Genomic DNA, 20,222 nt, shown 5'->3' with positions numbered 1-20,222 from the left:
ACCGTAGCAATGTGCTGAGCCATAGACGGCCTTACTGCATGAAGGCTTGCAAATCTTCATCAACAGTACCGATGGGTGCCAGGTCGAAGTTGTCCACGATCACCTGCGCCACATTGGGTGACAGGAAGCCGGGCAGGGTGGGTCCCAGGTGAATGTTTTTGATGCCCAGAGACAGCAGGGCCAGCAACACCAGCACCGCCTTCTGCTCATACCAGGCGATGTTGTAGGAAATGGGCAGGTCATTGACATCTTCCAGCCCAAAGGCATCTTTCAGCGCCAAAGCAATTTGCACCAGAGAGTAAGAATCGTTGCACTGGCCGGCATCCAGTACACGTGGAATACCACCAATGTCGCCCAGATCCAGCTTGTTGTAACGGTACTTGGCACAGCCGGCGGTGAGGATCACAGTATCCTTCGGAAGAGCCGCAGCAAAGTCAGTATAGTATTTACGGGGATTCTGGCGGGCATCGCAGCCCCCCATGACAAAGAAACGCTTGATGGCACCGCTCTTCACGGCGTCAATCACTTTGTCTGCCAGCTGCAGCACCTGATGATGGGCAAAGCCGCCGTAGATTTCCCCGGTTTCCAGCTCTTCCGGCGGGTCACATTTTTTCGCGTGTTCAATGAGGGCTGAGAAATCCTTGGGCTGGCCGTCCACTCTGTCGGGGATAAAGGCGCAACCGGGGAAGCCCACGGCATTGGTATTGTAAACCCGGTCTTTGTAGCTGTCACGGGGTGGTACCAGGCAGTTGGATGTCAACAGAATGGGGCCGTTAAACTTTTCAAACTCCACATTCTGATGCCACCAGGAACCGCCGTAGTTACCCACAAAATGGTCATACTTCTTAAAAGCAGGGTAGGAGTTGGCTGGCAGCATTTCGCTGTGGGTGTACACATCTACTCCGGTGCCCTTGGTCTGCGCCAGCAGTTCTTCCATGTCTTTCAAATCATGGCCGCTGATGAGAATTCCCGGGTTATCTCGAACGCCCAGGTTGACTTTGGTGATCTCGGGATGACCGTAAGAACCGGTATTGGCATCATCCAGCAGTTTCATGGCCTGCACGCCCACGCGTCCTGTCTCCAGGGTGAGGGCCACCAGATCATCCACTGTCAGGGTGTTATCTGTCAGTTTGGCCAGGGTCTCCTGCATGAAGTCATCCACCTGGGGATCTTCATAATTCAAATTGTTGGCATGGTGGGTATAGGCGGCCATTCCCTTTAAACCGTAAATGATCATCTGTTTCAGGGACCGGATGTCTTCCGGCTCCATGGCCAGCACGCCCACCGTGACTGCCTTGGCTTCCATGGCGTCTTCGGTATCGGCGAACCAGGTGGCCTCATCCCGTTGAGGCACCTGAATGTCAGGAGCCACTTTCGCCAGTTGTTGCTTCAGGTTGTCCCGCATGGTCAGCCCCTTGCGGATTTTGTCCATAAAGACGAACTTGTCAAAGTTGGCATTGGTGATGGTGGCAAAAAGGCCATAGAGAACAAAGTGGTCCACTTCTTCAGACCGGTGGCCCAGCTTGTTCAACTCGTTGCTGTAGAGGGAAATGCCTTTGATGGTGTGGATCATTAGGTCCTGAATGTTGGCCACATCCGGTTTTTTTCCACAGACCCCCACCTTGGTACATCCGGTATTGTTGACGGTTTCCTGACACTGATAACAGAACATACTCATGAATGAAATCCTCCTTTTTCGGTTCTCGTGAAAAGGGTACCGTTACGTGTGTGTTTTGTTCACGGGTGTCTTTCGTCTGCCTGAACCCACCTCCTGTACATAATTGAAAGCGATACAGCAAATCATCACTCAAATACTTAAATACATTCACATCATACCCAGCACAGGAAAAAAACAACACCAATAAGATGAATATAGAATAATATGCTGACAACACAGCGAGGCACAGATGGGGTTCGCTGGAAGAAAGTGGTGCGTGATCAATGATAATAGAGTTAAATACCATCTGCATCAGAAAAGAATCTGGTTAAAAAGTCCTAAAAAAGGTATAATAGTAACGAAATGCTTCAATAACCCATGAACGGGTGAAAAATGATAAAATGGCATGAATGCGTGCATTGTTGGAAAGGACGAAAACTCAACATGATGACTGGATTTAAAAGGGGCCTGCTCATTGCGGCGGGCCTTCTTTCGCTGGCGCTGGGTACCATTGGCATTTTAGTGCCGGTGCTGCCCACCACGCCGTTTTTACTGCTGTCCTCTTACTGCTTTCTCCGCAGCTCGGAACGGCTTCACCACTGGCTGCTGCATCATCCCCTCTTTGGTCGTTACATTTACCATTACCTGAAGTACCGGGCGGTGAAAAAAAGCGCCAAAATAACGGCCATTGCATTGCTATGGCCGTCGCTGCTGTTTTCCATGTATATTGTGGGCAAACCCTGGGTGGCCGTCATGCTGGTGATCATCGGCAGTGCCGTCACCTGGCACATTCTTTCGTTGAAAACTTACAGGGAGAGTTGCTGAAAAAGAACCGGGAACATAACCCGGTTCTCAGACTGTAGCCAGAATAAGATGAAGACAAGGGGTTTGGTAAAGGACAGCTGATTCCAATAAAAGAACCGGGAACATAACCCGGTTCTTTTCATAAGCGTGATGGTGGAGTGTTTTGGAAGGTTTACGGATTGCCTATAACCTGAACTGTTTGATATGATGCTGCATTTCTTCAGCAAGTTCAGCCAGGGTTTCGCTGGCCCGTGAAATATCGTCCATGGCAGCAGTCTGTTCTTCAACGGATGCCGAAGCTTCCTGGGTTCCTGCAGCATTCTCTTCAGAAATTGCCGACAGGTTTTCCATGACGGCAATGATCTCATCTTTCTTGTCGGCCATCTGATGACTGGCGTTGTTGAGATCGCCAATGACTTGCTGCATATGAGCGATGGCATCACTAATGCCAAGGAACTTCTCGTGGGTTTTTCGAACACTGTCATTCTGCTCATTTGCCATGGATTCCACCTCTTGCATGGTGGTGACGGCGTGGGCAGTTTTGTCGGTGAGGACGTTGATGATGGTGTCAATTTCTTTGGTGAATGCGCTGGACTGCTCTGCCAGCTTGCGAATTTCGTCTGCCACGACGGCAAAGCCTCTGCCTGCTTCCCCTGCCCGGGCAGACTCTATGGCAGCATTCAGGGCCAGCAGGTTGGTTTGCTCAGCGATGCTTTTGATCATGGCACTGGCAGACTGAATTTGATGGGCGCTTTCGTTGGTGGTTTTGACAATCTCCGTTACTTCCTTTGAGGCTTCCTGATTTTGACGTGATTTTGTTACCACAAGATTCAGGTTTTCAAGGCCTTCTTCTTTGAGAATGACCACATGATTGGTTGAATCATTCAGCGAATTCATATGCTGCTGATCCTGTTCAATGATCTTACCCAAATCAGTAATAAGATTGACGCCGGATTCTGTGTCCTGTGCCTGGTCAGAGGCACCCCGGGCAATTTCTTCAATGGTTTTGGCCACTTCCATGGCGGCGGTGGCAGACTGTTCTGTGGTGGCAGTCAACTCTTCCGATGAAGCGGCAACCTGTTGAGAACTGTCGGAAATGCTCCGGATTAAGCGTATAAAGTTCTCTTGCATTGTTGAAAGCGACCGGGAAATAATGCCAATTTCATCTTTTCGATTCACATATCGACTGGCAAGATCACTCTCCTGGGTGGTCAGGTCATACTGCGATAATCGCTGAATCGTGTCTGACAAAGCCACGACGGGAGTGGCGATGGATTTGCCGAGGAAGAAAGCGATGATGGCGGCAACCAGAAAAATGACAACCAACACCATGACGAGGGAGGTCAAAGCGCGGGTAACTGCCTGGCCTATGATGGACTGACTGACGGTGGTGACCACCTGCCAGTCAATGTGGTTGATTGGGTTGGCGATGACAAAGCGGCGGTCACCGTCTTCTTCAACGAAAGTTAATTGGGCATCACTGCTGATGATTTCATTCAGCTCACCGCCATAGATGTCAGAGACATTGGCCACATGGTCTTCGGTGATGAGAGTGGCATCGGGGTGGGCCACCAGCTGACCGTTGCTTTCTGACAGAAAGACTGTCATAAAATCAGAAGTGTTGGCTTCCTGAATAATATCGGTGACGGTATTAATGGTGATGTCAGAGCCGACGACACCCAACAGGCTGCCTTGAGGCGTGCGAACCGCCCTGGCGGCGCTGATGACCATATCGCCTGTTTGAGCATCGATATAGGGTGAGGTGAAGATGGTTTCCTCAGTTTGGGTGGCAGCAATGTACCAGGGACGACCGGTCCAGTCCCAGGTTGCGTCGGGTACCCATCCGTCACCGGAGAGAAAGGCAGATTTATTATCATAGCCAAAATAGACCGTCTTCATATGGGGATTGCGGTTGGTCTGTTGTTCCATGTATGGAAGCAAATTAAGGTCGTTCTGTTCAAGGATGAGTGCTGTTTGAGCAGTTTCATCCATGAACACCATCTGCTGAGCAATAAAATCATTGATGTCAATGGTGATGGAGGAAGCCAGACCTTCAGTGCTGGAAAACTGTCTTTCAGTCACCATGGTGCGAACCAGAGAAGCGGTCAGTAACCCTAGGGTTAGAAAACTTGCCAACAGAATACCAATGACGATCAAGGGAATTTTTTGTTTAATCGACATAAAATACCTCCTTCACTTGACTAAGGCGGGAACCACGCTGGCAAGAACGTGATTCTTTGAATCAGAAGAGGGCTATCGACTCCTTTCAGAAGAGTATTGGAAACAGGAAAAGCCTATGTGGGAGAGAGTCATAGAGATGCTAAAGAAAGGCAGCGGACTGGACGTAAAAAAGCTGCCTGTTACACCACTGGATCACAGAAGGGTAAGGCATCCATCTGTGACTGCAGGCCATGTTCTTCGGATACTTATGGAGGAATAGTGCGTGTTATCAGTGATAATACCCAAAACTTCACATAATATGACAAAAGCTCACGAAATGTCATGGATGAGATTGATAATTAGTCTCGAGTTGACAGCGGTTGAGCATGAGGGTTCAAAATTCTGGCATTGCAAAAGGAAGGCCATGAGTTGTCGAGGAAAGCGGAAGTGTTACTGAAAAATAAGAACGGGCACTTACATGACAAAGAACCCGCACAAAAAGAGAACCCGCACAGGTGCACACGGGTTCTCCGGGGAGATTTTTGGCAGCAGAGAATCAAAAGCCTGGTTCATTCAGTTGATGAAGACCAAAGAGAACCAGGGCACGAAGGATATGAGCGCCAGCCCAACAAGCCCCACCATGAAGAGTGGTAAAATATAGGGAAACATATCTTCCATTTTTACTTTAGCAACAGCAGCGCCGACAAACAGATTACAACCATAAGGCGGTGTGCATAATCCCAGGGCCAGATTAACCGCCATGACCACGCCAAAATGAATGGGGTTGATTCCCAGGGCATTTACAGTGGGCATCAGCATGGGAGCCATCACGATGATGGCGGGGACAGTGTCCAGAAACAATCCCACACACAGCAGAATCAGGTTAATAAAAATGAGCACAACAGCGGGGTTGTCAGAAACGGTTGTTAGAAACTGTGTAATCATTTGAGGAACCCGTTCATAGGTCATAAAGGTGGAAAAGACCGTCGAAAAGCCCAATAAGAATGAAGTGATGCCATTGAGAACCGCAGTATCAAGGAACACCTGCTTCAGTCCGGCAAAGTCAAGGTCTTGATAGACAAACATGCTGATAATGATGGAGTAGACCACAGAAACACAGGCTGCTTCGGTGGGCGTAAAAACACCTGAGTAGATGCCGCCAAGAATAATGACCGGTGATAAGAGTGCCCAAAATCCATCTTTGATGCTTTTCAGAATTTCAGAAAAGCGATAAGCCATGGCTTCCCGCAAAGGCACTTTTTCATCTGAATCATTGTGACTGTTGTGTTTCAGGTCGACACCTTTCATGGTGCAAATAACGATATTAGCAACTAAAAACAGCAGTCCCATGATAATACCTGGAATGATTCCAGCCAGAAAAAGGCGGGAGATGGAGACTCCTGTTGCCGCCCCATATAGTACAAAAGATAAGCTGGGAGGAATGATGGGGCCGACGATTCCGCCAAAGCAAACGATGGTTGCAGCATAAGCGGGATCATATCCCCGCTTTTTCATTTCAGGAATCATCATGCCGCCAATGGCAGAAGTGGTTGCCATGCCAGAACCAGAGAGGGCGCCAAAAAACATGCAGGCAATAATGGTGACACACCCGATGGCACCGTTGACAAAACTGATAAGAGCTGATGCGAAATTCACAATTCTTCTGGCAATGCCCCCGGTGGACATGATAATGCCCGCAAGCATAAAGAAGGGGATGGCCATGACGGTGAAGGAGAAGATGCCACTGTAGCAGTACTGTGCATTAATGATCATTTTAAGATTTGAAGCCATTGCCATTGAAAGCATGGTGGCGCCGCCGATGGCAAATCCCACAGGAACACCAATCATCAAAAAGACAAATAAGGCAGCAAAAAGAATGGGTACAGCCACTACAGCCCCTCCTTTGCATGAAGTCGACCCTTGAAGATCACCATAAGGGCTTCGTATAGATAGAAGGCAGCGCGAAGCATCATAAAGAAACAACCTAAAGCGACGGATAAGTACCCCCAGGCAGTGCTGATTTTGATACCTGCGTAGGGGATGTTGACTTGCAGCTGCATCATTTTAATGCTGTAGAAGAGAGTAATTCCGCAGATGATGACAAGAATGAGTTCGGAAACGGCTTCTGCTATTTTATTCCACTGAAGAGGCAGCCGGTCCACCAGCAGGGTGATCCGAATATGCTCTCTGCGCCGATGACCAATGCTGATTCCCAGCCAGGATAGCCAGACAAAAAGAAATTTTCCCAGTTCTTCAGACCATGATAAAGAGTTGTTGAACACATAGCGCATGATGATCTGCATGAAAATAACCCCTACCATCACTGCAAACATAAGCATTAGAACAATATCCTCCATTTTTTCCAACTTTCGAATTCCGTGTTTGATCATGGCATTCATTACTTCTCTGACAGAAGTAATGACCTCCTCTCAATCGATTACTTGCAAGGGAAATACTCTTTGAAGTCAGTGATGAGAGGACACTGTAGCACCCTCTCATCGCTGACTGCTAAAATTTGATTAAGGTCTGGTATCTAACCACCGCTGCACCATTTCGTCGCCGACAATGCCTCTTTGATAGTCGTAAACGGGTTGAACAGATGCTTCGAAAGCGGCGATTTCCTCAGAAGTCAACTCGTACACGGTGGCACCTTCTGCAACAAAGCGATCAATGTAGGTCTGTTCTTTGGCATACTCTTCCGCGCGCTGTTCAGCGGCCACCATTTTCACCCCTGCTTCCAACACTTCTCTGTCAGCAGGATCAAGGGCTTCGATCCACTCTTTTGAGCAAATGATGGGGAAGGGAGAACTGGCATGATTGGTTAAGGTAACATAAGGAGCAATTTCATGGAGGTTAAAGTCATTGAAAACACCCAGAGAATGATCCAGTGCATTGATTTGGCCCTGAGAAAGAGAGGTGACAACTTCTCCCCAGGCCATGGGGGTGGGATTGGCACCCATGGCACGCCAGATTTCGATATTAAGATCGTTTTGTGCAATGCGTACACGTTGGCCGCTCAAGGCATCAGAAGAATCATAGATTTTGTCCCGGCTGATCACCTGGCGCATGCCGTTATAGTACATATCAATGCAGTAGTAACCAGCATCGGCAATGGTTTCATTGAACAATTCCAAGCCGCCGTTTTCAAACATGCCTTTTTCCCAAGCATCAAATGAAGGGTAGAGGTAAGGCAGATCGATACTGGTTGACGCTGGACCAGAGGCAGAAGTGATCACGGATGACAGGTCAAACATCATGGTGACATTTCCGGTTTTGATGCCTGAAACCAGGTCAGGTGTATCGCCAAGCTGTCCGTCGGGAAATACAACTACCTCAAAACGCCCGGGAGCATTTTCTTCCAGATACTCAGCCAGGGCTTCACTCCATAAGTGAGTGGAGCGTTGAGAAGAATCAGTGTGGCCAATGTTGATTTTGATGGGACCATCATCGGAACTGCCTGCTGATGAGTCTGTCGAGCTGGTGCCGCATCCTGCCAGTGAACCTGCCAGAAGTACCAGGATTAAAAGTAAGGCTAATGTTGCTTTTTTCACAATACCATTCCTTCCACATGATGTATTTTGGCGAAGCAACAGCTCCAGCCAGCTATATTAATAGCAATAACCATGCCAAGCTCTTCGGTTCTTGAAAGGGTTGAAATGACGGAGGTCCAGATTCGGATGAGAAAAGAACGCAAAAAAGCACCAAAAGCGTGCATTTTAGTTCGCGGTTTTGGTGCTTTGCTGTGAAATAAATTTCACTCAGCGGGCTGAGTTCATTAGTGGCATTCTAATCAACAGGAAGAATAATGGTGAACTCAGTTCCTGCGTCAGGAGAGCTGTCCACTGAAATGCTGCCTTCGCATTTGGAGATTTCGGTACTTAGAATATATAATCCCAGCCCAGTGCCGCTCTCTTTGGTGGAAAAAAAAGGGTTAAAGACAGATTCCAGGCAGGAAGCATCGATGCCCTGACCATTATCTCTGAACTTGATCACCAGGTTGCCCCCCTGCAGTACGGCATGGATGTGAATCTGGTTTTGCTGTTGCGAATCAATAAACGCATCAGTGCTGTTACTGAGCAAATTATGAAAAATGAGTTTCAGCACATCTTCATTCATGATGACGGGAGCAGAAGGTGGCGGCAGTTCCAGGGTGACGTCAACATTTTTCTCGGCAAGCCTGTTCTCTTCAAGGGCAAGAATCATATCGACAAGCCCCTGAATATTGACGGGGCGCTTATCATCACTGGACAGCCTGGAAAACCGCAACAGATTTTGAATCAGTGTATTAATGCGAGTGACAGAATCATTGATCACGGACAGGGCATGATTCTTGACAGAGGCGGCGCTCTGTTTTTCAAGCACATACACATAGCTCTTGATCAGCCCCAGCGGATTTCGGATTTCGTGGGCCAGGCCGGCTGATAGCTGGCCGATGGCAATCATTTTGGATTCCTGGCGTGCCCTTCTCTCGGAAACGAACTTTTCGGTATAGTCTTCCAGAATTATCAGCTTCCGCTTATTTGGAAGCAATTGACTGGTCATGGTAAAGTGCTTTTTTCCAAGCTGGAAAACATGCTGTTGCTGGGACTTTTGAAGAAAAAGGCGCAACGAAGGCACTTGAAGGTAAGAATGGCCCAGGAGGTTTTCTTTACTGGTGTTAATCAGTTCAGTGATGGCGTCATTGCATTCCACAATGAGATCGTTGGCATCAATCAGCATAATTCCCCGTTGCAGAGAGTCGATGATGAGGCGCAACTCTGATTTACTTTGGCTTAACTCCCGGGTGCGTGAGCTGACTTTCTGAGAAATGGTGTAGTTCCAGATTGAAAAGAAAGCAATGAGAATGGTGGCTCCAATGATGACTTGGTAGGCTCTTTCAATCTGCTTTTTATCAAACCGGCTGCTCTTAAAATCACCCAGCCACTTTTGCTGAGTCAGGGAGATCAGGTCTTTTTTCTTCATCTCCAGAATGCCTTTGTCAACGGCCATCAGAAGAGCTTCATTGCCGGGAAGCACCCCAATGCAGATTTCCTTTTCGTAAAGGTGTTGATCCAGAAAAGTATACGCCGAACCTCTGTTGGTAACGTGAAGGAAATGGGCAATTTCCATGTCATTTCCAATGAGTCCGACGGCCTGACTGTTTCGAAGCAATGCAAATGCCTGATAAAGATTCTCCACTTCCATTGGCGGCGGCGCATGACAACTTTCCAGCAGGAATGAAAAGGGTGCTTTAATATGGTCCTTTTCCAGTGTTACCAGCAACGCGTCACAGAGCTGGTCCAGTTGTTGAATCTGTGAGCGACGCGTCACCAACACTCTTCCATGAAGCACGCAGAGGGGCTGGCTGTAAGCTATCAGCTTCTCTGAAACAGGTTTTCTTTCGATGAAGACCATGTCCACTTCCTGATCATGAAGGGCTTGCTCCAAATGGTCTGCTGATAAAATTTTCAGATGAAGGGGGGTTCCCATTTCAATAGCCAGCTGAGAAAGATAATCCACACCAATGCCAGTGCTGGTGTTATTATTTTCATTAAGATAGGCAAGGGGTGGATGATTGCTGATGCCCACAATGAGAGGTCTTTCGCCGGGCCAGGCATCCCTTGGGATGGCACTGTGTTGAATGGTGTAGTAATCCCTCAGGTTCATATTATAACGAAAGTGCAAATCGATGGTTCGAAGGATCAAAAACAACAGGATTAACAGCATAAGGATGACCAAGCGCTTTAAGTGCTTCATCAGATCCTCCTTTTCTCTGGGGCAGGATATACCCCGGACAATGATTAGTGACCCAAAAGCTCCAAACTTCATGAAGGCTGCCGAATGGCAGACGAGGCTTGATGGGAGCTATTTGTCCCGGGTGTTTTCGTGGAGGTGGTACTGGTTCAGTTTGTTCCATAGCTGACGAGTGCTGATATCAAGAGTTTTGGATGTTTTGGCCACATTTCCCCCATGACGTTCAAGTGCCTTTCGGATATAGTTTTTCTCGAAAAATGCCCGGGCTTCTTTCAATGGGTGCAAGATGTCATCCTGCTGAACAGGGGAAGCACAGCTATTGCCGGCAGGGAGAAGGATTTCACTGGAGGTGAGGCGACCGTCTTTACTGAGGGCAATCATTCTTTCAATGATGTTCTTCAGTTCCCTTATGTTTCCGGGGTAGTCATATGAAAGTAAAAAATCCATCACATTTTGATCCACATGAGACACTTTCTTTTTCTGTTCCTGTTCAATCTTTTGAATGAAAAACTGGATCAGACTGGGCAAATCTTCTTTTCGTTCCCGCAAAGGTGGAATGGTGAGGGTTAAGGTATTGATGCGGTGAAGCAGATCTTCTCGAAAAGTGCCTTCGGCAATTAATTGATTCAGGTGTTTATTGGTGGCTGAGATGAAGCGTATATCCAGTGACAAGGACTTGTTACTGCCCAAACGCTGGATTTTTCTGCTTTCGATGGCCCTGAGAAGTTTTCCCTGAGTTGAGAGGGGTAAATCACCAATTTCATCCATAAACAGGGTTCCCAGATTAGCCTGTTCAAACTTCCCGGCCCTGCAATCAATGGCACCGGTAAAAGATCCCTTTTCATGACCAAAAAGTTCTGAATCGATAACACCTTCGGGAAAAACCTGGCAATTAATGGGAACAAAGGGTTCATGCTGCCGGCTGCTTAAACGGTGAATATAGTTGGCAATGACCTCTTTGCCAACACCTGATTCACCCAGTAGGAGAATGCTGATCCCTGTATCGGCAGCACGCTGGCAGAGTTCAAGAAGATGCAGGTAAAGAGGGCTTAGTGACTCGAGAAAGAAAGACTGATCGTTCTGGTTTTTCAGCAGAACGGTATTTTTGAACTCCAGCCTGTTGAGTTTTGCCAAACGGTTCACTTTTATCACCAGATCATCCATGTCGCCGCTCTTGACATAATAATCAACCGCCCCATATTTGATGGCATCAACGGCGCTTTCAATGCTTCCAAAAGCGGTCATCACAATCACATCAACGGCAGGATGTTTCTTTTTGATTTCGCGAATCAATGTCATCCCGTCCATGACAGGCATTTTCAGATCGGTGATCACCAGATTAACAGCCTGTTCCTCCATGTAATTCAAAGCGTCCTGGCCGTTGGAGCAGGTGGCTGTTTTATAGCCCACATCCGACAGAATCAGAGACAGCACATGCTGATATTCAACTTCATCATCGACGATGAGGATTTTGTATAAATTTTTCATCGGATCACTCCCTGCGGCCCTTAAGTAGGGATGTATTGGCTGAATCTTGTGAGACAGGCTCACTACCTTAGAATACACGATAGCTTCATATCTGTCCAACAAAGAAAAGCCGTGGGCGGTTGAACTGACAGGGGCTGAAGCGGCAGCATAAGAGAAGGAGGCACCCGTTGGGGTGCCTCCTCAGACTGTAGACAAAATATGATGAAGACAAGGGATTTGGTAAAGGGGAGCCTTGGAAATCTTGTCAGTGTTTTTTCGAAAAGATGAGAAAACCGCCAGCGCCTGCTGTTTGAGCGCAGCGAGTTCAGGCGCTGTTTTCGAGACTTTCGACTAAAAACACACAAGATTGGAGTCAGCTACCCTGGCTAAATCCCTTTGTCTTCAACTTCAGGAGGTACCCATAAGGGCGCCTCCTTTTCATTACAATACCCTGCCGTCAAAAATGGTCATGACCACCTGAATGTCCTTGATTTCGTCGGGGGCCACTTCAAAGGGATCTTGGTCAACCACTGCCATGTCTGCCAGTTTGCCCACCTCCAAAGAGCCCTTTTCAGACTCCTCGAAGGTGGCGAAGGCCCCTTCCATGGTATAGCCATAAACAGCCTCTTGAGGTGTCAACGCCTGTTGGGGCAGCCATCCGCCTGCCGGGTTTCCCTGCAGGTCTTTTCGTGTGACAGCTTCGTAAATTCCCTGTATCACATTGAAGGTTTCCACGGGGGCGTCGGAGCCGCAGGGCGCATGGATGCCCCGGCGCACCATTTCCTTCCAGTTGTAGGAGGTCTGTTCCCGTTCTTCTCCCACCCGGTCCCGCACGATGGTCCAGTCATAATCCAGAAAAATCGGTTGAATATAAGCCAAAGCCTTCAGAGAAACAAACTGATCCAGCAGGGTTTCGTTGGTGATCTGGGCATGCACAATGCCGTGACGGTGGTCGGCCCGGGGATTCTCCGTGAGAGCTTTTTCGATGGCTTCGAAGGCCATTGACATGCCCCGGTCGCCGATGCCGTGAATGGCTGTCTGAAAGCCGGCATCATGGGCCATGGCCACCAGTTCATTCAGGGTTTCCTGGCTGGCGGTGGTAATGCCCCGGTTGTCGGGGTCGTCGCTATAGGGCTGGTGAAGTGCTGCGGTTCGCGCTCCCAGAGAGCCGTCAATGAGCAGTTTCAACGGGCCTATTTTAAAATAAGCGTCTCCCCAACCGGTGACATAACCCTTGTCGATGAAACCTTGCAGTCGGCTTTTCTCGGAAAGCAGGCACTGCTCATACACCCGAAGAGTGCACTGGCCGTCGGCTGCCAGTTCTTGGTAAGCGGCAATCACTTTTTCATAGTCGCTTTGGGGAAGGGCTTCAAAGTCATCACTGCCCACCGAGGTGATGCCGCAGGCATTCAGTGCTTTGGAGGCCGTCACAAGCATGGCCTTGATTTCTTCCATGGAGGGAGCGGGAATGGCATTGTACACCACCCGCATGGCGTCTTCCCGAAAAATCCCCAGAGGTTCTCCGTTGGCATCCACATCAAAGTGGCCGCCTGAAAACTGGGGCGTTTCCCGGGTGATGCCCAGAATTTCCAGGGCTTTGGAGTTCACCACCAGCACATGCCCGCAGGTGCGGGTGAGGCAAATGGGGTGCTGGGTAGAAATGTGGTCAAGGTCGTAACGGGTGGGAAAGACCTTCTCGTCGGAAAAATGATCCTGATTCCATCCCCGGCCCCGCACCCAAGTGCCGGGAGAAATCACCTGCTGATCCATGAAATCCCGCACCCGGTTCAGCAGGGCGTTCAGGGAATCGGTGCCGGCAAGGTTGGCCATGGTGAGGGAATAGCCGTAGCTGAGCAGGTGCATGTGGCTGTCATTGAAACCGGGAAAAACTGCCTGACCCTTCAGATCAATTACCTGGGTCTGGCTGGTTTTTTCAGCCAGAAGTGCTGCTGTGCTGCCCAGGGCGGCGATGCGCTGCCCGCGAATCCCCAGTGCTTCCACCTGTGGCTGCCGGGGGTTCATGGTATGAATGCGTCCGTTGATCAATAGCAAGTCCATGAAAACACCTCCTGTAAATAATAAATGAGAGCGGCCAGACGTGTTGAACCCTTCTGGCCGCATTGACAATACGAATGGTGAGTCAGAGCATTCTGATGATGCACCTTGACAGCATCAAAGCGTCGGAATGGAATGTTTATGGAATGGTGTTAAGAACGTTTGGCCGGGTCATCTTCATAAAAAACGTGGAAGTTGCGGTCAAAATCACCATCACCCAGGTGTCGGCCCCGGTAATCCTTCACCAGATGAATGAAAGTGGGGCTGAGTACGAGGATCACCAGCACGTTGATAAAGGTGGGAATGGCTGAGGTTAAATCAGCAAACAGCCAGAGGGTGGCGCCGGGAAGCTCGCCGTAAACTGCCAACAACACCATGATAATACCGGGAACCGGATAAGTCCAGCGGTAGATCTTCAGGATGTTGTCCTTGGCGCTCACATTGTTACGGAACAGGTGGCGCAGCAGAATCTCGTAGTAAGCATACCAGCCGGTGGTGGTGGTGAGACCAAACAGGAAGACGGAAACCGCAATGAGATAACGGCCCAGGGTGCCAATTTCCATCTCAAATGCTGTAAGGGTCAGGGTGGCACCGGAAGCGCCGGATGTCCATGCACCGGTCATAACGATTACCAGCGAAGTGATGGTACATACAATGATGGTATCTACGAATACCTCGAAGGCGCCCCACAATCCCTGACGAACCGGGTGGTCGGTGCGGGCGGTGGAATGGATCATGGGAGAAGTACCCCAGCCGGCCTCATTGGAATAGACGCTTCTGGCCATGCCCATCTGAATGGCCCTGGCCATGGCAGCCCCGGCAAAGCCGCCCACGGCGGCGGTACCGGTGAAGGCGCCGGTGACAATTTGAGCCAGAGCGCCAGGAAGGTTGGCAATGTCTTTAATGATGATAAAGAGGCCCGCGAGAACATAAAAGACTGTCATGAAAGGCACCAGCCGGCCTGCCACCTTGCCCAGGCTGGGAATGCCGCCGCTGATGATCAGATACACCAGGGCAATGTAGGCGACTGAAACCGCCAGCAGGGGAATGCCGAAGGTGTTTCCGACGGCTTCAGAAACGGTGTAGTTTTGCATGGTGATGAAAAAGGTGGAAAAAATGCCGGCGCCGAAGATGAAGGCAAGAATAGGCCAGCCCTTGAAATGTTTTTCAATACCCAGGCCTTTTTCCATATAGAAAGTGGGGCCGCCGTAAGGGTTGCCCACTTCATCCTTGGAGCGGTAGTAAACGGCCAGGGTGACTTCCGCCATTTTAATGACCATGCCCACCAGTGCGGCGATCCACATCCAAAAAACAGCGCCAGGGCCTCCAACAGCAATGGCAGTGGCGACGCCGCCTATGTTCCCTACGCCCACTGAACCGCCGATGGCGGTGGATACCGCTTCAAAAGGAGATAAAAGTCCATCTGTTCCTTCGCCTTCATGTCGCTTCAACAGCTTTCCGAAGGTTTGCTGCCAGATGTGTCCAAACTTGAGAAATTGAAAAAAACCGGTTGCCACTGTGAAATAAATCCCTGTGCCGAGAATCGTGACGATGAGGGGTAGGCCCCACAACCACCCAACCAACTTTTCCAAGAATTCCATTGATGATGCCTCCTTTAAATGAGTTAAAATCTTCTGACAGCTTAACACTTCAACAGTAATCCCAAAAGAGATGGTTGTAAAGAGTGGAAAATATTCCCGGAATTATCCGAAATGAAAAAATTGTGTGCAGAATCAACAATATTTTGAATCGGGTGCAATTCAAGCACAGGCATAAAAAAAGCTGTATAGCACTGTTGATACAGTATCAGAAGCATCATATCGAATTTTCAATCATATTTTTAAAAATCACCAAAAAGAATGTGGCATTCAAGATTAGATCATGAAAGAGAAGTGGAAGAGTAGCTGACGAGTACGACCTAAAACGAAACATGAGTGTCGATTAAAACCAAATAACTGAATAGACTGAAAAAATACGGGAGATGGATCGCTGGAAGAGTAATCTGCCGAAGGAGACTCGTAGCTGCTATCAGGGGCAGGAAAAAAAGATTGACAACCATCAAAAGAGGAAATAGAATGAACATGAGATTCATTCTCAAACCAGCAGCCGAAAGGCCTTTTTATTTAAGCTTAAACCGACGCATGCGTCGGTTTAAGCACCGCCCGTTGGCAGGCCAAAAGCAGAAAAGGAGGGGTTCAATGCCGCGAAAAAGCAGTGAAGAACGCAAAAAAGAAATCTGGCAGGCGGCCAAAGGGGTTTTTCTGGAAAAAGGATACGAAAAAGCCACCATGGAAGACATCATTGCCAGAACCAGTCTTTCGAAGGGGGGCATGTACCACTATTACAGCCGCACCAAAGATATCCTTTTTGACATTCTTTGGTTCCATAACGAAACCTACCTGGCCATCAATATCGAACAAGGCATTTTTGAAAAGGAGGTGACCCCCGAGGAACAACAAGAGCTGATGCTGGATACCATTGTGGAAAAAATGTGCACCACCACTCCCGATCGAAAGCTCTTCGCCATCTTCATGGCGCAAATGGCACATGACCCGGAAATGGAAGCGGTGTTTCTCAAGCTGGAGGATTATTTTTTAAAGGGGCTGTGCCACCGGCTGGGGATTCAGGGGGACCCCCGGGAATATCCGCAGCTTTGCTTTATCAGCCGCACCATCAATGGCTTTACCCTGTTTCAAAACCTGCTGCCCCACCCAGAACTGCTTTCTGAGCGCCGGGAGGTGGTGCGTCAGCTTATTAGACAGCAGCTGCAGGTATTGTTTTCTGGATTAGAATCAGCTGTCACCACAGCAAGTGATGAAAGGAGCGACTTATGAAATCATCCAACTTATCCTTTATCTTATCCCACGCTGGCCGGCAGAAGTACAAAATGTATGCCTCGGTGGTGTTCAGCGTGCTCACAGCGCTGATGAATCTGGTGCCCTTCATGCTCATTTACAAAATACTGGAAACCCTCATGGCCGGGGGCGGTGCCAATGGCCAAGTGGGTCGCCTGGTGGTTTTCACTGCACTGGCGGCAGTGTTCCACATGGTCTTTCTTATTCTATCCCTGGCCTTTTCCCATATGGCGGCCTTTTCCATTCTCCACGAAATCAGGGTGAAGGCCATGGACCATCTGGGAAAGCTGCCCCTGGGGTTTTTCCGCAAGCACAGCACCGGCCACATCAAAAAAGCCATTGACGAAGACGTGGAGAAACTGGAGCTCTTCATTGCCCATCAGGTGCCAGACCTGGCAGAGGCGGTGGTGACCCCCCTGGTGGTGATTGTCTACCTCATCTCCCTCCACTGGCCCATGGCCCTGTTTTTGCTGGTGCCCCTCATCTTCAGCTTTTTAACCCAAGCGTGGATGTACCAGGGACGAGCGGAAATGATGCGGCAGTACACCACCCTGCAGGGAAGGCTGCACAGCACCATTGTGGAATACATACGGGGCATTGCCGTCTTTAAGGCATTTAACTTAACTGCCAGATCTTTTCACCAATACACCGAAACCACCAAAAAATACCTGGAGTTCTGGATCAACTGCACCTACGACACCATGTCCTATTACACCGTCAGCCTGATTCTCATTGATTCCGGCCTGATTTTCACCATTCCCGCCGGGGGCATTCTCTTCCTAAGAGGGAGCCTCAGCAGTGCCGGGTATGTGATGTTTCTCCTCCTGTCATCTGTGTTTCTCCAGTCCTTTAAAAAGCTGCTGGAGCTGGGAATGAACCTGTCCATGCTATTGGCAGGGGCAGATCAGATCAGAGGCATTCTGGAAACAGAACCCCAGGCAGACCTGCTTCAGGGGGGTGTACACCAGCTGAAGGGGGACATTGTCATCAACGATCTCAGCTTTGCCTACCAGGAAGAAGACGTGCTGCAGCAGGTCAACCTGCAAATTCCCGCCGGTTCCTCCGCGGCCCTGGTGGGGCCCTCCGGCTCCGGTAAAACCACCCTGGGACTGCTGCTGGGACGTTTTTACGATGCGCCTCCCGGCGCCATCACCATTGATGGCATTCCCATTGAAAAGATTCCGGTGAAAACCCTGATGGATCAAACCGCCTTTGTTTTTCAGGATGTGTTCATGCTCAATGACACCATTTACAACAACATCAAGCTGGGCATGGAAAAAAGCCGGGAAGAAGTGGAAGCCGCCGCCCGCAAAGCCCAGATTCACGACTTCATCATGTCGCTGGAGCAGGGGTATGACACCGTGCTGGGGGAAGGCACCGGCATTAAGCTTTCCGGTGGTGAAAAACAGCGAATCTCCATCGCCCGGGTGTTTTTGAAAGACGCTCCCATTGTGGTGCTGGATGAAATCACCTCATACTCCGACATCGACAACGAGGCCCGCATTCAGCAAGCCATGCAGACACTGCTGAAAAACCGGACGGCAGTGATCATCGCCCACCGCCTGTACACCATTAAAAATGTGGATCAAATTGTGGTGCTGGAAGAAGGCCGGGTAATGGAAACAGGCACCCATGAGCTTCTGCTGGCCAAACGACGCAAATACCACGCCCTGTGGCACAGGGGAGAAGGAGGGGTGCGCAGTGCTTAAAAAAGTACAGCGATTGACAAGTCCTGAACATTATCGAAAGTTTCGTACCCACGTATACCAGGTGCTGTTGGATGCCGTGTTCCATGCCTTTGTGTATAGCATGCTGTTTTTCGCCCTGCTGGACCTGGTGACAGATGCCGTCACCTTTGAAAAGCTGCGGAACTACACCCTCATCATGGTGGTCGCCAGTGTGATTCGTTTTCTGGTGTTGAACAAAGGCTACACCGGTCTTCAAGTGGAAGGAGCCAAGATCATTGCCGACCTGCGCATTCGCATGGGTGACAAGGTGCGCACCCTCCACATGGGCTACTTCAACCAGAACAACATAGGCGAACTCACCAACATCATGACCAACGATCTCAGAGATTTTGAACAGCTGATCACCCACATGATTCCCGGCATTGCCAAGCACGCCATTCTCAGCGTGTACCTCTCTGTGGTGATGGTGTCCCTGTACCCCCGCATCGGGCTGATTCAGGTAATTTTGCTGCTGTCCTGCATTCCACTGGGCTATTTTGCCGGTAAACGGGTGAAGGCTGCAGGCCGAAAAGCCAAAACCATTCGGGCGCAGATGCTTTCCCGCATCATCGAATATGCCGCCGGCATTGAAGTGTTCAAATCCTACCATATGCTGGGAGGCCGCTTCCCCAAAATGCGCCGGTCGGTGGATGAACTGAAGCGGGAATCCATTCGGGTGGAGCTGGCCGGGGTGCCTTTTATTGCCCCCATGCAAATTCTCATTGGTCTGTCGCTGCCGGTGGTGCTGTACCTCAGCTATCTGGAGCATGCCGCCGGAGCCATCGACGCCCAGCGACTGGTGATGCTGGTGGTGGTTTCCCTGGCCCTCACCACAGTGGGCAAGGGCTTTTCCCAGCTGTATGTGGAAACCCGGTATTACACCCTTTCCATTGACAAGCTGCTGGCGGTGGTGGACGCCCAGCCCATGACCTATACCATTGACGATTTTCAGCCGGCCCATCATGACATTCATTTTCAGGGTGTTACCTTCGCCTATGGGGACGACAAGGAAGTGCTGAAAAATATCTCCTTCACCGCCAGGCGCCATGAAATGACAGCCCTGGTGGGTGCCAGCGGCAGTGGAAAATCCACCGTGATGAATCTCATTGCCCGGTTCTGGGACCCAGGGGCAGGCCGCATCACCATTGGCGGCACCGACATTCGCCAAGTGGCTCCCGACAGCCTCATGGGGCAAATCAGCATGGTGTTTCAGGATGTGTATCTGATTCGGGACACCATTTACGAAAACATTCGCATGGGCAATCCCCGGGCCACCGAAGAAGATGTGTATCGGGCGGCCCGGCTGGCTCACTGCCACACCTTCATACAGGCCCTGCCTGATGGCTACAACACGGTGATTCACGAAGGGGGAAGCACCCTTTCCGGCGGTGAAAAGCAGCGGGTTTCCATTGCCCGAGCCTTGCTGAAAGATGCTCCCATTATTCTGCTGGACGAAGCCACGGCATCTCTGGATGCCGACAACGAGCACGAAATACAACAGGCCATTCGGGCCCTCACCAGCAACAAAACCGTGGTGGTCATCGCCCATCGACTTCACACCATACAGGACGCCGAGCAGATTATTGTTTTTGATGAAGGAGAAATTTTGGAGAAGGGTTCCCACGAAGAGTTGATGAAACAGCAGGGTACCTACGAGCATATGTACCGCTCCATGATTCAGGCGAAGGAATGGGTGATTGCTTAAGGCGCATCACATGGTACGGAACGGATGCCAGCTGGCAGGCGGGCATGAAAAGATAACAT

At 49.8% G+C, this 20,222-nt stretch carries 13 protein-coding genes; 4 read left to right on the top strand and 9 right to left on the bottom strand.

The genetic code is table 11. The annotated features are described in order from the left end of the window. Window positions 1–31 precede the first annotated feature (31 nt). Window positions 32–1,678: a hydroxylamine reductase gene (hcp, locus tag AAIG11_RS14175; RefSeq protein ID WP_343186889.1), complete on the bottom strand. Its 1,647-nt coding sequence runs from the start codon at window positions 1,676–1,678 to the stop codon at window positions 32–34. A 423-nt stretch (window positions 1,679–2,101) separates the two neighbouring features. Between hcp and AAIG11_RS14170 the strand changes: the two genes are divergently transcribed. Next, entirely contained in the window at window positions 2,102–2,482 is a 381-nt protein-coding gene (locus tag AAIG11_RS14170) for a YbaN family protein (RefSeq protein WP_343186888.1), read from the top strand. A 162-nt stretch (window positions 2,483–2,644) separates the two neighbouring features. Here AAIG11_RS14170 and AAIG11_RS14165 read toward each other — a convergent pair whose 3' ends face one another. From AAIG11_RS14165 to AAIG11_RS14130, 8 genes are all read right to left on the bottom strand, one after another. Continuing rightward, window positions 2,645–4,642 carry a methyl-accepting chemotaxis protein gene (locus AAIG11_RS14165; RefSeq protein WP_343186887.1) on the bottom strand — a complete coding sequence of 666 codons (1,998 nt, stop codon included), beginning with the start codon at window positions 4,640–4,642 and terminating at the stop codon, window positions 2,645–2,647. 552 nt (window positions 4,643–5,194) lie between these two features. Further along, window positions 5,195–6,511, bottom strand: coding sequence for a TRAP transporter large permease (locus AAIG11_RS14160; RefSeq protein ID WP_343186886.1), 1,317 nt, complete (start codon window positions 6,509–6,511; stop codon window positions 5,195–5,197). Then, window positions 6,511–7,011, bottom strand: coding sequence for a TRAP transporter small permease (locus AAIG11_RS14155; RefSeq protein ID WP_343186885.1), 501 nt, complete (start codon window positions 7,009–7,011; stop codon window positions 6,511–6,513). The genes AAIG11_RS14160 and AAIG11_RS14155 overlap by 1 nt, the downstream gene beginning before the upstream one ends. 129 nt (window positions 7,012–7,140) lie before the next feature. Continuing rightward, entirely contained in the window at window positions 7,141–8,172 is a 1,032-nt protein-coding gene (locus AAIG11_RS14150; protein ID WP_343186884.1) for a TRAP transporter substrate-binding protein, read from the bottom strand. A gap of 235 nt (window positions 8,173–8,407) precedes the next feature. After that, window positions 8,408–10,357, bottom strand: a complete 1,950-nt coding sequence (locus AAIG11_RS14145) for an ATP-binding protein (RefSeq protein WP_343186883.1) — start codon at window positions 10,355–10,357, stop codon at window positions 8,408–8,410. Between the two features lie 108 nt (window positions 10,358–10,465). Then, entirely contained in the window at window positions 10,466–11,842 is a 1,377-nt protein-coding gene (locus tag AAIG11_RS14140) for a sigma-54-dependent transcriptional regulator (RefSeq protein WP_343186882.1), read from the bottom strand. A gap of 420 nt (window positions 11,843–12,262) precedes the next feature. Continuing rightward, on the bottom strand, window positions 12,263–13,879 hold the full coding sequence (locus tag AAIG11_RS14135; protein WP_343186881.1) for an amidohydrolase: 1,617 nt from the start codon (window positions 13,877–13,879) through the stop codon (window positions 12,263–12,265). A gap of 149 nt (window positions 13,880–14,028) precedes the next feature. After that, a complete protein-coding gene (locus AAIG11_RS14130; RefSeq protein ID WP_343186880.1) occupies window positions 14,029–15,477 on the bottom strand; it encodes an alanine/glycine:cation symporter family protein in 1,449 nt (482 codons plus the stop codon). 597 nt (window positions 15,478–16,074) lie between these two features. Here AAIG11_RS14130 and AAIG11_RS14125 point away from each other — a divergent pair. Genes AAIG11_RS14125 through AAIG11_RS14115 form a run of 3 tightly spaced genes read left to right on the top strand, consistent with a single transcriptional unit; the run spans window position 16,075 to window position 20,163 of the window. Further along, window positions 16,075–16,710, top strand: a complete 636-nt coding sequence (locus tag AAIG11_RS14125) for a TetR/AcrR family transcriptional regulator (RefSeq protein ID WP_343186879.1) — start codon at window positions 16,075–16,077, stop codon at window positions 16,708–16,710. After that, a complete protein-coding gene (locus tag AAIG11_RS14120; RefSeq protein WP_343186878.1) occupies window positions 16,707–18,440 on the top strand; it encodes an ABC transporter ATP-binding protein in 1,734 nt (577 codons plus the stop codon). Before AAIG11_RS14125 ends, AAIG11_RS14120 begins: the two co-directional genes overlap by 4 nt. Then, window positions 18,433–20,163, top strand: coding sequence for an ABC transporter ATP-binding protein (locus tag AAIG11_RS14115; protein ID WP_343186877.1), 1,731 nt, complete (start codon window positions 18,433–18,435; stop codon window positions 20,161–20,163). Before AAIG11_RS14120 ends, AAIG11_RS14115 begins: the two co-directional genes overlap by 8 nt. Window positions 20,164–20,222 lie beyond the last annotated feature (59 nt).

The organism is Anoxynatronum sibiricum, assembly GCF_039414295.1.
GTDB classification, from domain to species: domain Bacteria; phylum Bacillota; class Clostridia; order Peptostreptococcales; family Tindalliaceae; genus Anoxynatronum; species Anoxynatronum sibiricum.
This window is presented reverse-complemented; position numbering and strand designations above follow the sequence as displayed.

What these genes read in the sequence shown, in the direction of transcription:
- hcp (WP_343186889.1), bottom strand. Translation starts at nt 1,678, where the DNA reads ATGAGTATGTTCTGTTATCAGTGTCAGGAAACCGTCAACAATACCGGA.
- AAIG11_RS14170 (WP_343186888.1), top strand. Translation starts at nt 2,102, where the DNA reads ATGATGACTGGATTTAAAAGGGGCCTGCTCATTGCGGCGGGCCTTCTT.
- AAIG11_RS14165 (WP_343186887.1), bottom strand. Translation starts at nt 4,642, where the DNA reads ATGTCGATTAAACAAAAAATTCCCTTGATCGTCATTGGTATTCTGTTG.
- AAIG11_RS14155 (WP_343186885.1), bottom strand. Translation starts at nt 7,011, where the DNA reads ATGATCAAACACGGAATTCGAAAGTTGGAAAAAATGGAGGATATTGTT.
- AAIG11_RS14145 (WP_343186883.1), bottom strand. Translation starts at nt 10,357, where the DNA reads ATGAAGCACTTAAAGCGCTTGGTCATCCTTATGCTGTTAATCCTGTTG.
- AAIG11_RS14140 (WP_343186882.1), bottom strand. Translation starts at nt 11,842, where the DNA reads ATGAAAAATTTATACAAAATCCTCATCGTCGATGATGAAGTTGAATAT.
- AAIG11_RS14135 (WP_343186881.1), bottom strand. Translation starts at nt 13,879, where the DNA reads ATGGACTTGCTATTGATCAACGGACGCATTCATACCATGAACCCCCGG.
- AAIG11_RS14130 (WP_343186880.1), bottom strand. Translation starts at nt 15,477, where the DNA reads ATGGAATTCTTGGAAAAGTTGGTTGGGTGGTTGTGGGGCCTACCCCTC.
- AAIG11_RS14125 (WP_343186879.1), top strand. Translation starts at nt 16,075, where the DNA reads ATGCCGCGAAAAAGCAGTGAAGAACGCAAAAAAGAAATCTGGCAGGCG.
- AAIG11_RS14120 (WP_343186878.1), top strand. Translation starts at nt 16,707, where the DNA reads ATGAAATCATCCAACTTATCCTTTATCTTATCCCACGCTGGCCGGCAG.